Annotated in this window: 15 protein-coding genes; 6 read left to right on the forward strand and 9 right to left on the reverse strand. The window is 67.3% G+C overall.

Translation table 11 applies throughout. The features are described 5' to 3' along the window. Positions 1–228: 228 nt before the first annotated feature. The 3 genes from AC5WS7_RS28370 to AC5WS7_RS28380 all read right to left on the reverse strand — a co-directional run bounded on the left by AC5WS7_RS28370 (position 229) and on the right by AC5WS7_RS28380 (position 3320). Positions 229–1449 (reverse strand): acetyl-CoA C-acetyltransferase, encoded by a 1221-nt coding sequence (locus tag AC5WS7_RS28370; protein WP_495957647.1) that lies wholly within the window; start codon positions 1447–1449, stop codon positions 229–231. 73 nt (positions 1450–1522) lie between these two features. Continuing rightward, positions 1523–2464: an SGNH/GDSL hydrolase family protein gene (locus tag AC5WS7_RS28375; RefSeq protein WP_495957648.1), complete on the reverse strand. Its 942-nt coding sequence runs from the start codon at positions 2462–2464 to the stop codon at positions 1523–1525. Positions 2465–2849: 385 nt separating this feature from the next. Continuing rightward, on the reverse strand, positions 2850–3320 hold the full coding sequence (locus tag AC5WS7_RS28380; protein ID WP_495957766.1) for a hypothetical protein: 471 nt from the start codon (positions 3318–3320) through the stop codon (positions 2850–2852). A gap of 101 nt (positions 3321–3421) precedes the next feature. Between AC5WS7_RS28380 and AC5WS7_RS28385 the strand changes: the two genes are divergently transcribed. From AC5WS7_RS28385 to AC5WS7_RS28395, 3 genes are all read left to right on the forward strand, one after another. Further along, the gene (locus AC5WS7_RS28385) at positions 3422–4819 is read left to right on the forward strand and encodes a cystathionine beta-synthase (protein ID WP_495957649.1); all 1398 of its coding nucleotides are present in this window, start codon (positions 3422–3424) and stop codon (positions 4817–4819) included. Positions 4820–5416: 597 nt separating this feature from the next. Next, on the forward strand, positions 5417–6040 hold the full coding sequence (locus AC5WS7_RS28390) for a transglycosylase SLT domain-containing protein (protein WP_495957650.1): 624 nt from the start codon (positions 5417–5419) through the stop codon (positions 6038–6040). A gap of 167 nt (positions 6041–6207) precedes the next feature. After that, positions 6208–6636: a hypothetical protein gene (locus AC5WS7_RS28395; protein WP_495957651.1), complete on the forward strand. Its 429-nt coding sequence runs from the start codon at positions 6208–6210 to the stop codon at positions 6634–6636. A gap of 2 nt (positions 6637–6638) precedes the next feature. Here AC5WS7_RS28395 and AC5WS7_RS28400 read toward each other — a convergent pair whose 3' ends face one another. Then, entirely contained in the window at positions 6639–6911 is a 273-nt protein-coding gene (locus AC5WS7_RS28400; RefSeq protein WP_495957652.1) for a DUF6401 family natural product biosynthesis protein, read from the reverse strand. A 160-nt stretch (positions 6912–7071) separates the two neighbouring features. Beyond that, positions 7072–8235: an acyl-CoA dehydrogenase family protein gene (locus AC5WS7_RS28405; protein WP_495957653.1), complete on the reverse strand. Its 1164-nt coding sequence runs from the start codon at positions 8233–8235 to the stop codon at positions 7072–7074. An 88-nt stretch (positions 8236–8323) separates the two neighbouring features. On the opposite strand from AC5WS7_RS28405, the gene AC5WS7_RS28410 reads away from it, so the two are divergent. Next, a complete protein-coding gene (locus tag AC5WS7_RS28410; RefSeq protein WP_495957654.1) occupies positions 8324–9466 on the forward strand; it encodes a cystathionine gamma-synthase in 1143 nt (380 codons plus the stop codon). A 200-nt stretch (positions 9467–9666) separates the two neighbouring features. Here the strand turns inward: AC5WS7_RS28410 and greA are convergent, their stop codons facing one another. After that, positions 9667–10161, reverse strand: a complete 495-nt coding sequence (greA, locus tag AC5WS7_RS28415; protein ID WP_067892962.1) for a transcription elongation factor GreA — start codon at positions 10159–10161, stop codon at positions 9667–9669. Between the two features lie 312 nt (positions 10162–10473). Continuing rightward, positions 10474–10962: a DUF4307 domain-containing protein gene (locus AC5WS7_RS28420; protein WP_495957655.1), complete on the reverse strand. Its 489-nt coding sequence runs from the start codon at positions 10960–10962 to the stop codon at positions 10474–10476. Positions 10963–11163: 201 nt separating this feature from the next. On the opposite strand from AC5WS7_RS28420, the gene mca reads away from it, so the two are divergent. Both mca and AC5WS7_RS28430 read left to right on the forward strand, forming a co-directional pair. Then, positions 11164–12045, forward strand: coding sequence for a mycothiol conjugate amidase Mca (mca, locus tag AC5WS7_RS28425; protein WP_495957767.1), 882 nt, complete (start codon positions 11164–11166; stop codon positions 12043–12045). Continuing rightward, a complete protein-coding gene (locus AC5WS7_RS28430) occupies positions 12042–12386 on the forward strand; it encodes a hypothetical protein (protein WP_495957656.1) in 345 nt (114 codons plus the stop codon). The genes mca and AC5WS7_RS28430 overlap by 4 nt, the downstream gene beginning before the upstream one ends. Before the next feature lie 111 nt (positions 12387–12497). Here AC5WS7_RS28430 and AC5WS7_RS28435 read toward each other — a convergent pair whose 3' ends face one another. Both AC5WS7_RS28435 and AC5WS7_RS28440 read right to left on the reverse strand, forming a co-directional pair. Further along, positions 12498–12656 (reverse strand): hypothetical protein, encoded by a 159-nt coding sequence (locus AC5WS7_RS28435; protein ID WP_495957657.1) that lies wholly within the window; start codon positions 12654–12656, stop codon positions 12498–12500. Further along, positions 12653–13213 (reverse strand): SanA/YdcF family protein, encoded by a 561-nt coding sequence (locus AC5WS7_RS28440; protein ID WP_495957658.1) that lies wholly within the window; start codon positions 13211–13213, stop codon positions 12653–12655. Before AC5WS7_RS28440 ends, AC5WS7_RS28435 begins: the two co-directional genes overlap by 4 nt. Between the last annotated feature and the right edge of the window lie 460 nt (positions 13214–13673).

Below are 13673 nucleotides of genomic sequence, written 5' to 3' on the forward strand. Positions count from 1 at the left end.
CAGGGCATGCCAAGCGCGGTGTCGTGCTCGGCGTCGGCAGTGCTGGGCGAGGCCGGGCCGCCGTGGCGGGCGTGACGACGACGGTTGTCGACCGCGCCGATGGATTCTGATCGTGGTGCCGGGTTGCCGGGTTGCTCGAGCGTGGCGAAGGGCGGCCGCACGAGGCGACCGCCCTTCGTCGAACGCGCTTCGCGATCGCGGCCGATCGCCGCGAATCGGCAGGAAGAGCTAGCTCAGGCGCTCGAGCACCATCGCCATGCCCTGGCCGCCGCCGACGCACATGGTCTCCAGACCGAACTGCTTGTCGTGGGTCTGCAGGTTGTTGATCAGGGTGGCGCTGATCCGGGCACCGGTCATGCCGAACGGGTGGCCGAGGGCGATCGCGCCACCGGAGACGTTCAGCTTGTCCAGATCCATCTTCAGCTCGCGCGCCGAGCCGAGCACCTGCACGGCGAAGGCCTCGTTGATCTCGTAGAGGTCGATGTCGTCGATGGTCTTACCGGCGATCTTCAGTGCCTTGCGCACGGCCTCGATCGGACCCAGGCCCATGATCTCCGGCGACAGACCCGACACGCCGGTGGACACGATCCGCGCCAGCGGGGTCAGGCCCAGCTCCTTGGCCTTGGTGTCGCTCATGATGACCAGCGCGGCGGCGCCGTCGTTGAGCGGGCACGCGTTACCGGCGGTGACCGTGCCGTCCGGGCGGAAGACCGGCTTGAGCTGCGAGATCTTCTCGTAGGTGGTGCCGGGGCGCGGGCCGTCGTCGGTGGAGACGACGGTGCCGTCCGGCAGCGTCACCGGGCTGATCTCCCGCTCGAAGAAACCGGCCTTGATGGCCTCCTCGGCGCGGTTCTGCGACCGCACGCCCCAGTGGTCCTGGTCCTCACGGGAGATCCCGGTGTGCTGAGCGACGTTCTCGGCGGTCTGGCCCATCGCGATGTAGATATCGGGCAGCTCGCCGCTCTCGCGCGGATCGGTCCAGCCGCCGGAACCGCCTTCGGCGCGCTTGACCGTGCGGGCCTCGGCCTCGGCGAACTGGCCGTTGTGGGTGTCGGGCCAGCCGTCGGAGGTGCCCTTCGGGAAGCGGGAGACGGTCTCGACGCCGGCGGAGATGAACACATCGCCCTCACCGGCCTTGATCGCGTGCAGCGCCATGCGGGTGGTCTGCAGCGAGGAGGAGCAGTACCGGTTCAGCGTGACGCCGGGCAGGAAGTCGTAACCCAGCTGGGTGGCCACGACCTTGGCCATGTTGAAACCGGCCTCGCCGCCGGGCTGACCGCAGCCGAGCATCAGGTCGTCGATCTGGGTCGGGTCCAGAGCCGGGACCTTGTCCAGGGCGGCGCGGACCATCTGCGCGGCGAGGTCGTCCGGGCGCATGCTCACGAGGGAACCCTTGCCCGCGCGGCCGATGGGGGAGCGGGCGAAGGAAACGATGACGGCCTCTGGCATGAGGACTCCTTTGTCGGGCGAGTGAACGACCGGCCGGTCATTCGGTACTCGAGTGCGGAATTCCCCTCCGAATTTACGTCGCCTGGGTCGAGGGTCCGACACCCGGTATGCGGTAATCGGACCATGCCTGGTCCGGCGTGTCGGCCACGGCGGGCTTACCGTCCGAGACCGTGGCCATGGCGTGGGCCTCGCGATCGGCGATCTCCCGCAGCACCGCGGGAAGCAGATGTCCGGCCGCGAGTTCGTATCCCGCGGCCGACGGGTGGAAACCGTCGGCGGAGAACAGGATCTCGGGGGTACTGCGGAAATCGGGACCCAGCAGATCGCCCATTCGCACGGCACATCCACCCGCGGCCCGGGTCGCCGCCGCCTGTGCGCGGGCGAGCCGGACGCTCCAGCTGTGCACCAGGGTGCGCAGCGGTTGCGGGATCGCCGCCACCGTACCCAGATCCGGGCAGGTGCCGACCACGACGACACTTCCGGCCTTGTACAGGCGTTCGACCGCGCTGCCCAAGCGATGGGCGGACTGCAGGACCGAATGTTTCTTCGTGACGTCGTTCGCCCCGACCAGGATGACCGCCACGTCGGGCGGCGGCCCGGCCACGAACATCGCATCCACCTGTCCGGCCAGGCCTTTCGAGGTCGCGCCGGAAATGGCCTTGGTGCTCAACCGGATTCGCCGCCCGGTCGCCTCGGCCACACCGCGGGCGATCCGCACGCCGAGCACCTCCTCGGCGCTGCGGCAGCCGACACCGGCCGCCGTGGAATCGCCGAAGATCATCAGATGAATGTCGAAAGGTGTTCCGGTGCGCCATGTTTCGGGTGCGATACACCCCGCGGTGTACACGCCGTCGGCCTCCGGAGGTTTGGAGGTGTCCCGCCCGATCACCGTGCGCGCGGCCTGCGCCTGCGACATCAGCAGGCGGTAGGTCGCCCACGAGGCGGTTCCGGCCCCGGAACCCGCCACGACTGTCGCGGCACTCGTCACCGCGAATGTGCGCCAGCCCTTTACCACGGCAGTGCCTCTCCGTCCTCGTTATCCGATTAGTCCCTGTTCATCGGCCCGCTCGACCGTTCGCATCCATGGTGCCCCATCACCCGCCCGCGAGCACCCCTCGAATTGTCAGCCGCACCCGTTACCCGGCTTCGCACATCTTCCGCGCGTTGTATCGGGTGCGGATCGAGCGACCATATGCGCCGGCCTTCTTCCAGCGGCACCGGCAGCAGACCATCCAACGAACTGTTCTGAGCGCTGCCGGATCGACCAGCGGGAACGACCCGGCCCAGAGCGTTGACACCCCGGCCGGTGACGCAGCCCGTCCGACCCACCTGTCCGAAAAGTCGAGAGCACCTCGTCCGGCAAACCGGACGAGGTGCGGAATCTGCGGAAAATCTGCTGGTCAGTGTCCGGGAGGCGCCGGGACGTCGAAGGTGGCGTGGCTGGGGACGCTCAGGTTGTCGGTCGTCACAGTGACGTCGATCCGGCCGGGGCCGGTGTTCTGGTACACGGCGTAGAGAATGCTGCCGTAGATGCCCGAGACGACGTTCACCCGCCACTGACCGGTGGCGCCGGTGTTCAGGTTGCGCCAGGCGACGGTGGTGTCCACATTGCACAGCGGGGCCAGCGGGTACGAGCCCGAGCCGAGGCCCTGGATGGCGAGAGCCTGAACGTTGAACACGGCCCGGCCGGCGTAATCGGGGCTGGTATCGGCCCAGGTCCGGATATTTCCGCCGCAGAGCCCGCCGTGGAACAGGCTGGGTGTCTGCGGGAATTCGACGCTCTGCGCGCCCGCGACGGCGGACGACGCGATCACGGCGGCGGCTCCGAGGGAGCCGAGCAGAATTGCGGCATTGCGGGCAGTCCGGGGCATCCTCACGCCGGAGATGATAGGGCAGGAAGCGGCGCTCCGGGGCGCGAGCGTAAGCCGGGGTCACAGCAGCACTGTCGGCTATCTCTGGAACGATGGGCGTCATGCGCATCGCGAACCATGTCGTCGAGCTGATCGGCAACACCCCGCTCGTTCGGTTGAACTCGGTGGTGGGGCCCGAATCCGGCCTGGTGGCGGCCAAGATCGAATATATGAACCCGGGTGGCAGTTCCAAGGACCGCATCGCGGTCAAGATGATCGACGCCGCCGAGGAGCAGGGGCTGTTGTCCCCGGGCGGCACGATCGTCGAGCCGACTTCCGGCAACACCGGCGTGGGCCTGGCGCTGGTCGCCCAGCAGCGCGGCTACAAATGCGTTTTCGTGTGCCCGGACAAGGTCGGCGAGGACAAGCGGAACGTGCTGCGGGCCTATGGCGCGGAGGTCGTGGTGTGCCCGACGGCCGTCCCGCCCGAGCATCCGGACAGCTACTACCAGGTCTCCGATCGTCTGGTGCGCGAGATCCCGGGTGCGTGGAAGCCGGATCAGTACTCCAACCCCGGCGGCCCGGCCAGCCACTACGAGACCACCGGCCCGGAGATCTGGCGTGATACCGACGGCAAGGTGACGCATTTCGTCGCGGGCGTCGGCACCGGCGGCACCATCACCGGCACCGGCCGGTATCTCAAGGAGGTCTCCGGCGGCAAGGTGACGATCGTCGGCGTGGATCCGGAGGGTTCGGTGTACTCCGGCGGCAGCGGCCGGCCGTACCTGGTCGAGGGCGTCGGCGAGGATTTCTGGCCGACCGCCTACGACCCGGCGGTCCCGGACGAGATCATCGCCGTCTCCGACGCGGACTCGTTCGAGATGACCCGCCGCCTGGCCCGCGAGGAGGGCCTGCTGGTGGGCGGGTCGTGCGGTATGGCCGTGGTGGCGGCGTTGCGCGTGGCCGAGCGGGATCCGAACGCGGTCGTTGTGGTGCTGCTGCCCGACGGCGGCCGGGGCTATCTGTCGAAGATCTTCAACGACCAGTGGATGAGTTCCTACGGCTTCCTGCAGTCCCGTCTGGACGGCAGCACCGCCGAGTCGACGGTCGGCGATGTCCTGCGTGGCAAATCCGGCGCAATTCCCGATCTCGTGCACACCCACCCCCAGGAGACGTTGCGCGACGCCATCGAGATCCTGCGCGAGTACGGCGTGTCGCAGATGCCCGTCGTGGGTGCGGAGCCGCCGGTGATGGCCGGCGAGGTCGCGGGCAGCGTCAGCGAGCGTGACCTGCTCTCGGCGGTCTTCGAGGGACGCGCGCATCTCACCGATCCGGTGTCGAAGCATATGAGCCCGTCGTTCCCGCTGATCGGGTCCGGCGAGTCGGTCTCGGCGCTGACCAAGGAGCTGGAATCCACCGACGCGCTGATGGTCGTCGAGGACGGCAAGCCGATCGGTGTCATCACCCGGCACGATCTGCTCGGCTTCCTGAGCGCCTCCGGGATTCCCGCCGTGCACTGAGTGCGCGATCGCCTTCCGGTTGCCGGATCCTCGACACGGTTCGAGGGTCCGGCTTTTTTCGTTACCTGGCCGTGTCCGAAGCTGCGCGAAAACCGGACAAAACGGGTACGTCCATCACGACACGCTAACTTTTTCTGTGATCTGGCGCACTCGCCGCTACCGGTCAAACTCCCCGCTCAGGGCGTGATAGCGAGAGTTGATCATGCATAAACGCTCGCAGAAACACTATCTGTTCATCTTTAGTTAAGTTTACGGTAACCTACCGCAATCATCCTGTGACCTCGTTGGTTATCGGACCGCATGTCCGGATTACACGAGGAGTTGTCAACGCTATGCAGGTTACGACCGCGCTTGTCGCGCCACTCGGCGCCACAGCCGCAGCGTTTGCTGGGGCTGCGCTCGTCCGCCGCGTAGCCGCGCCACCCGGCAACCGCTGAGGCGCGTCGCATCAGCGGGGAGTCCCGTCTCCCCTCTTCTGAGCCCAACAGCATGCAGCGCTCGGGCGAGCCTACCGAGAAACAACGGTGTTCGCCCTGTTCCGTGCTGCCTGCTGCCAGGCCGGCAACGGCCGAAACCCAGAGTAGGAACCCACTTCGAATGTCCAGCAAGAGCATGAGAGTCAAGTCGGTCGCACGCACCGCCGGTGCCGCCACGCTGGCCGTGGCCGCCCTCGCCGCCATCACCTCGGCGGCCGGTCAGGGCACCGCGCACGTGGAGCCCGTCGCCCTGGCTTCGACGATCGACCGAGCGACCCACCCGGCCGCCGCACCCGCACCTGCCGCGCCCGCCGCGCCGGTGCAGGCCGCGGCCGCCGCCATACCGGCTCCCGCGCCGATGCCGGCACCTATTCCCGCGCCCGCGCCTGCCCCGGTTCCGCCCCCGCCGCCCGCGCCGAGCTATCCGGACAATCTGGACGGCTGGATCCATCAGGCCATGGACATCATGGCCGCGCACGGCATTCCGGGCAGTTACGAAGGCATTTACCGGAACGTCCTGCGCGAATCCAGCGGGAACCCGCAGGCGATCAATCTCTACGACTCCAATGCCGCGGCCGGCATTCCGTCCAAGGGTCTGTTGCAGGTGATCGATCCCACCTTCCAGGCGTATCACGTCGACGGCACTTCCTGGAATGTCTGGGATCCGGTCGCCAATATCGCCGCGGCGTGCAACTACGCCGCCCACCGGTACGGCTCGATGGACAACGTCGATTCGGCCTACTGACCGGTTTCTTTCACTGACATCTGCCGATCGCCGAAGCCGTGCGTTGTAGGGGATCAGCAATATCGGCGCAAATTGCATAACGTGATGATTCACCGGGGTATAACCGGGCATGGAGTGTTTCGGCACCCGGGCTGGGACACGTGATGAGGGGGTGTTCCGTGCAAGCGATGGACACGATGTGGATGCAGGCCGGGGCGTGGTGGCCGAAGGTCGCGAGCGCGCTCGTCATCGCCGGTCTCGCGGTCATAGCGGGCCGCGCGATGATGGCCCCGATCGCGAAACTCCTCCGCCACCCGGCCCGGGGGCGCATGCTCGGCCGATACGCGGCCGTACTCGTCTGGGGCCTCGGTGCGGCCGCGGCGCTGCGGCTGGTCGGCGTGCCGGCGTCGATCACCCTGCCCATCCTGGGCACGGTCCTGGTCTTCGTCGGCGCCGTGCTGGCCCTGGCCATAGGTCCGAATCCGCCCGCATGCCGAGCCGGCGGATCGGCGCCGGCCGGGGAGCGAGTCTCGGCCCGGCACGGAAAGTCCGAGGTGGCTCGACCCGGCCGTGCGAATGCCCTGTCCCAACAGGGGCCGCCGCACGATCGGCGGTAGCGTCAGTCCCGATTCGTGTCGAACAGGCAGATCGCGGCCAGCCGCAGCGGCAGCCAGTCGGCTCGCACCCACCCGGTCAGGTCGCGCGGGGCGATGATCTCGTCCCGGCTGGAATTCTCCACCAGCCCGCGTGCGTATCCGGCCAGCAGGACGGCCGGCGGAACCGTGACGGAATGCTCGGCTCCGCGTTCGACGAGGTCGCGGACGGCGGCGCCGTGTTGATCCAGCGCCGCGCAGACCGCCGGTGATCGTTCGGCCGCGATAATCGCGGGCACTCCGTGCGTTTTGTACAGGCGATTCAAAGTCTTACGCGCTGATACTTCGAGCAACGCGGAGCCGAGCGAAAACACCGGGACAGATTAGCAACTTCCGGGCATTTTCGGCAGCATCGAACGAAATCCGCGACCGGCGGCGATATCACGCCGAAACACGTTGTCAGCGAAATGCTTTCGATCCGGTCAATGCCTCACCCAGGACGAGTTGATGAACCTCGGCGGTGCCCTCGTAGGTGAGAACCGATTCCAGATTGTTCGCGTGTCGCAGCACCGGATAATCCAGCGTGATGCCGTTCGCGCCGAGAATGGTCCGGCATTGCCGGGCGATCGCGATCGCCTCCCGGGTGCTGTTGAGCTTTCCGGCACTGACCTGTTCCGGACGCAGCTCACCCCGGTCCTTCAACCGGCCCAGGTGCAGCGCCAGCAACTGTCCCTTGCCCAGTTCGACGGCCATATCCGCCAGTTTGGCCTGCGTCAGCTGATAGGCGGACAGCGGCTTGTCGAAGACCTCGCGGGTGCGCGCGTAATCGATGGTGGCGGCCAGGCAGTCCGCGGCAGCGCCCAACGCGCCGAAGACGATGCCGAACCTCGCCTCGGACAAACAGCCCAGCGGCGCGGAGAGCCCCTTACCGTCGGGCAGTAGCGCGTCCCCCGGCACTCGCACCCCCGACAGATCGAGTTCGGCGGTGATCGAGGCGCGCAGCGACAGTTTGCGAAGCATCTCGCGCGCGCTGAAGCCGGGGGTGTCCGCGGGAACGAGGAAACCGCGCACCCCCTCCTCGGTGCGCGCCCACACCACCGCGACGTCGGCCACCGATCCGTTGGTGATCCACATCTTCGAACCGTCCAGCACCCAGTCCGAGCCGTCGCGGACCGCGCGGGTGCGCATACCGCCGGGATTGGAGCCGAAATCGGGTTCGGTCAGTCCGAAGCAGCCCAGCGCCTGCCCGGTCGCCATCCGCGGGAGCCAGTGCTGCTTCTGCTCTTCGGATCCGTACTTGTGGATCGCGGTCATCGCCAGCGAACCCTGCACCGAGACCATGCTGCGCACGCCCGAATCCACCGACTCGAGCTCCATGCAGGCCAGTCCGTATTCGGTGGCCGAGGTGCCAGCACAGCCGTATCCGTCCAGATGCATGCCCAGCAGACCGAGCGCGCCCAGTTCGGGCGCGAGTTCGCGGGCCGGGAACGTGCCCTGCTCGAACCATTCGGTCACATGCGGTCGCAGACGCTGCTCGCCGAACGCGCGCACGGTGTCGCGGATCTGGCGTTCGGTATCGGTGAGCAGGGAATCGATGGCAAACAGTTCGTCCACGGTGACCATGCGCTCACCCTATGGCGCGGAGACCTGGGTAACAATGGCACCCGGCCCCTCGTACGGGGAGTTTGCGCACGGATTTAGGCTGGTCGGCATGACCGATCAGCTGGGGTTCTCCACCCGTGCCGTGCACGCCGGATTCGATCCCGATCCGCAGACGGGCGCGGTGAACGTGCCGATCTACGCCAGTTCCACCTTCGCCCAGGACGGCGTCGGCGGACTGCGCGGCGGCTTCGAGTACGCCCGCACCGGCAATCCCACTCGCACCGCGCTGGAGGCCAACCTGGCCGCGCTCGAGTCGGGGCGGCACGGCCGGGCCTTCTCCTCCGGGATGGCGGCCACGGACTGTGCGTTGCGTGCCACGCTGCGGCCCGGCGATCACCTGGTGATCCCCGACGACGCGTACGGCGGCACGTTCCGGCTGATCGACAAGGTGTTCACGCAATGGGGCATCGAATACTCGGTGGCGCCGGTCTCCGACCCGGATGCGGTGCGTAATGCGTTGCGCCCCAACACCAAACTGGTGTGGGTGGAGACGCCGACCAATCCGCTGCTGAACGTCGGCGATATTCCGGCGCTGGCCGATGTCGCACACCGCGGCGGCGCGAAACTGGTGGTGGACAACACCTTCGCCTCGCCGTATCTGCAGCAGCCGCTGCTGCTCGGCGCGGACATCGTGATCCACTCGACCACGAAATACCTTGGCGGACACTCCGATGTGGTCGGCGGCGCGCTGGTCACCGACGATCCCGAACTCGACGCGGCATTCGCGTTCCTGCAGAACGGCGCGGGCGCGGTACCCGGGCCGACCGATGCGTTCCTGACCCTTCGCGGCATCAAAACCCTTGCGGTGCGCATGGATCGGCACTGCGACAACGCCGAGACGATCGCCGAATTCCTGTCCGGGCATCCGGCCGTCGCGCAGGTGATCTATCCGGGGCTGCCGCAGCATCCCGGACATACGGTGGCGCAGAAGCAGATGCGCCGTTTCGGCGGGATGATCTCGGTGCGATTGCGGGGCGGTCGCGATGCGGCGCTGAAGTTCTGCTCGAGCACGAAATTGTTCACCCTCGCCGAATCGCTGGGCGGTGTGGAGTCGTTGATCGAACATCCGGGCGCGATGACGCACGCCTCCACCGCGGGTTCGGCACTCGAGGTGCCCGACGACCTGGTGCGCCTGTCGGTGGGCATCGAGGACATCAGCGATCTGCTCACCGATATCGAGCAGGGGCTGTAAGTTCGGCCTGCGCTCCGCTCCGGCGTGTTCGCGGCCCCCTGAGGTCTTACCCACCAGCGAGACGGGCCGCGAACCACGTGCGGGCGTTGTGCTGGGTCTGCGGACCCGGTTCGCGTTCTGAAAACAGCGGCGGCCGCACCGGTGTCGGTGCGGCCGCTGTGTCGTTCCGCGCGGTCGGCCTGCTGCCGGCCGACCGGGGCTCAGCTGTGGTACGGCTCCGCGCTGACCAGGGTCACCTTCATGATGTTGCCGTTGGGCAGGGTGTACTCACGGGTCTCGCCGACCTTCGCGTTGATGAGCGCGCCGCCCAGCGGGGAGTTCGGCGAGTAGGTCTCGAGATCGGACCCGCCCAGCCCCTCCTCGCGCGTCGCGATCAGGAAGGTCTCGGTATCGGTCTCGTCGCCGTCGTAGTAGACCTTGACGACCGAACCCGGCAGCGCCACGCCCGACTTCGTCGGAGCGACGCCGACCTTGGCGTTGTTCAGCAGCTCCTGCAGCTGGCGGATGCGGGCCTCCTGCTGGCCCTGCTCCTCGCGCGCAGCGTGATAGCCGCCGTTCTCCTTGAGGTCGCCCTCCTCGCGTCGCTCGTTGATTTCGGCCGCGATGACCGGACGATTGGCAATGAGCGCGTCGAGTTCGCCCTTGAGCCTCTCATGCGACTCCGGTGTGAGCCAGGTCACTTGTGTCTCAGTCATCTCGATCACTCCCTAGTAGTTGTTCCCGGCGAACCGGGATTCCCAGATACCCGCAACCGCGCACACCCATGTGGGTGCGCACAGCAACAGACGACGGCTAGAGCGATCCCTGGGGGATTGTCGTCGAACCCCGACAGGCCCTGTTCCCTTGTGGCATTGTGTGCCGGAAACCGTCAGCGCTGGCCGTCAATGCAGCAAACACGGCTCCGAGCGTTCGGAACCGTGTATCGCATCATTTTAGCACGATTTACAAAGATGCAGGTCGGAGCCGTGATTGCAAGGCGTTTCGCCGGGATCGCCCGGTAGGGCGGCTCAGCCGGCGCGCAGGTAGGCGGGTACCTCGCCGCCGCAGCCGTAAACATCCGTCGCCGCCGGTCGGGCCACACTCCGCACGATCGTCTTCAGTTCGACGGTGCCGCTGGTCGAGGGGGCGATCAGCACCTCGCGGCGGCCGACCTCGTTGCCGTCGGTGTCCATCGCCCGCACGAAGCAGAACGCGGCCTTTTCGGGATGGGTCCGGGTCACCTTGAAATGCGCTTCGATGGTCGAATCGTTGACAACCGTATATCCCAGCTGTTCCGGATCGATATCCTTCGGCCCGAACTGCTTGTAACCGATGAACGCGATGACCAGGCCCAGCACGACCACCCCGGCGCTCAGTACGGGAAGTACCCAGCGGCGGCGCGTGGGTATCCGGCCGTAGCGATCGCCGACTGATCCGGACCCTGGCCGAGCCGCGGCGCCGGAACGCTCGGGTGAAGGCTCGTCCGCACTGGTCGTGCGCTCACCGCGCTCGCTCATGATCTGCTCGCTCCCGCAAGTATTTGGCCTACCTCACCTTTGCAGGGGGTAGCTCGGAACAAAAGAGGGTCGGATGGAACTATAGGGAGACAGGTCCGACACCCCCTGCCCGGATGGCGGCGGAGAGCGATGAGGTGAAGACGGTGAGCAACGAGGCGGAGGCGTGAGCGAGATGGTGGAGTCGTGACCGGTCTGCGTCTCATGGCGGTGCACGCTCATCCCGACGACGAGTCCAGCAAGGGCGCCGCGACGACCGCGAAGTACGCCGCGGAGGGCAACGACGTTCTCGTGGTCACCCTCACCGGCGGTGAGCGCGGGTCGATCCTCAATCCGGCGATGGATACCCCCGGCATCCTCGAGCGCATGGACGAAGTGCGCCGCGAGGAGATGGCCGAGGCCGCCAAGGCGCTCGGCGTCCGCCAGCGCTGGCTCGGATTCGTCGACTCCGGGCTGCCCGAGGGCGATCCGCTGCCGCCGCTGCCGGAAGGCTCGTTCGCGCTGGTCCCGCTGGAGGAGGCCACCGAGGCGCTGGTGCGCGTGGTGCGCGAGTTCAAACCGCACGTGATCACCACGTACGACGAGAACGGCGGCTATCCGCATCCGGACCACATCATGTGCCACAAGGTTTCCGTGGCGGCGTACGAGGCCGCGGGCGATCCGGAGAAGTTCCCCGGCGCGGGCGAGCCGTGGACGCCGAGCAAGCTCTACTACGACCACGGATTCAGCATTTCGCGAATGGAGATCTTCGCTCAGGAGTACGAGCGGATCGGCGAGCCGTTCCCGATGCAGGAGTGGCTGGACCGGTTCCGCAAGGCCGCCGAGGAACGCGGCGACATCATGGGCCGGGTGACCACCCAGATCGAGTGCTCCAAGTATTTCCCGCAGCGTGACGAGGCATTGCGCGCGCACGCCACGCAGATCGATCCGAATGGGGCGTTCTTCGCGATTCCGCTGGAGATGCAGCAGCGGCTGTGGCCCACCGAGGAATTCGAACTCGCCCGGACCCGGGTGCGCACCGAGATCCCGGAGACCGATCTGTTCGCGGGTATCGAGGATCCGCAGATCGAGGTCGCGGACCGATGATTCTCACCGTTCTCGCTCAGGGCACCACCACCAACCCCACCGGGCCGGAATTCGGCAAGGCGTCCCCGCTGGGGCTGGTCATCGTGTTGATCCTGCTGGCCGGCACCGTGCTGCTGATCCGTTCGATGAACAAGCACATCAAGGGCCTGCCGGCGGATTTCTCCCCGGAGCATCCCGAACCGGATCAGGCGGCCGACGAGGGCACCGATCCGGGTGCGGCCGAGGCGGAATCCCATACCGACTCCGAATCCCAATCTCCGGCCGAGGATCCCGTCGAGGTCGACGAGTCCGATGCCGCGAGTTCCGGCGGTTCGAAGTCGAAGCCACCACGGAAATCCTGATCCCGCACCGGCGCGCTCAACAGCAGGACATCGATTCGCCTCCGTTTCCGATCTCGGGAAACGGGGGCGAATTGCTGTGTGCCCCGGGGAGTTACGTCTACCGGTTCGTGTTCAGTACGGCCGCTCGTGATGACGGTGATGGCAGATATCGCAGTCACAGTCGAAATAGCCGATTCCGGCACTTCCGTGCGCGCCGCGGCGTTCGGCGTCCTCGAGATCGGCGAACCAGGGCCGGCGTTGCGCCGGACCGGGTCCTGCGGTGTTGCTCATACCGTGGGGATACCCAGCCCGCGGCGTCCGGGGGTCACGGTTTCGGCACGTAAGACCCGACGCGGCGCGGTTCCCCGGCGGCGAGTCGACGAGATCAGTGCCGCAACGGCTTTCGGGGCGGCGAGCCATTCCCGAACGGTATTGCGCACCCATGTCCTGCGAGTGCACTCGCAGTAGGCGTCCACGCCGTTCGCATCGATGCCCGCACCGCGGCACAGGGCGATCGCGCGTGGCGCGTGCTGATTCTGCGTGACGATGATCGCGCGGTCGATGCCGAACAGATCGTGGGCCCGCTCGCAGGTCGCACGGGTGGACAGGCCCTCGGGGTCCGCGCGGATCAGGCCCGGGCGCACGCCGTGCTCGACCAGATACTTTCGCATCGAGGCGATTTCGTCACCGGAGTGCCCCTGCGCATCGCCGGAGATCAGCACCTCGCCGGCCTTGTGCGCGGCGAGCAGTTCGATCGCGATGTCGAGTCGTCCGCGCAGGTACGTCATCGGCAGCCCGTCCGGACCGATCCGCGCCCCCGGCACGATCACCACCGGTGCCCGGGGCACCGTCGACACGGTGAAACGCCGTCCGGCAGAAACCATTCGCAAACACGCGTTCGCGCCGACGACGAACAGGGGCGGTGCCGCCGCCGCGAGCGCGCCCCGCATCGACCACCGTGACCGCTGCTTTCGCACATCGACACTCTGCCAGACGATCGAGCCGGCCGGTCGGCCGGCACGGGACATCTTGCGAGGCAGCGGGTCCGGGCCGACGGCCTCCGCACACTCGGGGTAAACCTTTTCCCCGATTACGGTTTCGTAACGGAATCTCGCAGCCTCTCTCCGTCGTCGCCATGGGTCCGGTTGCATGGCAGGCAGGGCCGAAGTGACCGTCGCGAGCGGTCGGTGCCCCGGTCGAGGCCGGGGTGAGCGTCAGTCGGCCGAAGGAGGGTTGTGCCGTGCGGATTTGGTCGATCGAGGTCTGCGGGGGCGTATAGGCGAGCGTTCGGATGGTCGACATCTCGAC

It is taken from the genome of Nocardia sp. PLKS1-43 (assembly GCF_059510335.1).

Excerpts from the sequence above, each read along its gene's own strand:
- AC5WS7_RS28370 (WP_495957647.1), bottom strand. The coding sequence starts at position 1,449 with ATGCCAGAGGCCGTCATCGTTTCCTTCGCCCGCTCCCCCATCGGCCGC.
- AC5WS7_RS28380 (WP_495957766.1), bottom strand. The coding sequence starts at position 3,320 with ATGCCCCGGACTGCCCGCAATGCCGCAATTCTGCTCGGCTCCCTCGGA.
- AC5WS7_RS28385 (WP_495957649.1), top strand. The coding sequence starts at position 3,422 with ATGCGCATCGCGAACCATGTCGTCGAGCTGATCGGCAACACCCCGCTC.
- AC5WS7_RS28390 (WP_495957650.1), top strand. The coding sequence starts at position 5,417 with ATGTCCAGCAAGAGCATGAGAGTCAAGTCGGTCGCACGCACCGCCGGT.
- AC5WS7_RS28395 (WP_495957651.1), top strand. The coding sequence starts at position 6,208 with ATGGACACGATGTGGATGCAGGCCGGGGCGTGGTGGCCGAAGGTCGCG.
- AC5WS7_RS28405 (WP_495957653.1), bottom strand. The coding sequence starts at position 8,235 with ATGGTCACCGTGGACGAACTGTTTGCCATCGATTCCCTGCTCACCGAT.
- AC5WS7_RS28410 (WP_495957654.1), top strand. The coding sequence starts at position 8,324 with ATGACCGATCAGCTGGGGTTCTCCACCCGTGCCGTGCACGCCGGATTC.
- greA (WP_067892962.1), bottom strand. The coding sequence starts at position 10,161 with ATGACTGAGACACAAGTGACCTGGCTCACACCGGAGTCGCATGAGAGG.
- AC5WS7_RS28420 (WP_495957655.1), bottom strand. The coding sequence starts at position 10,962 with ATGAGCGAGCGCGGTGAGCGCACGACCAGTGCGGACGAGCCTTCACCC.
- mca (WP_495957767.1), top strand. The coding sequence starts at position 11,164 with ATGGCGGTGCACGCTCATCCCGACGACGAGTCCAGCAAGGGCGCCGCG.
- AC5WS7_RS28430 (WP_495957656.1), top strand. The coding sequence starts at position 12,042 with ATGATTCTCACCGTTCTCGCTCAGGGCACCACCACCAACCCCACCGGG.
- AC5WS7_RS28435 (WP_495957657.1), bottom strand. The coding sequence starts at position 12,656 with ATGAGCAACACCGCAGGACCCGGTCCGGCGCAACGCCGGCCCTGGTTC.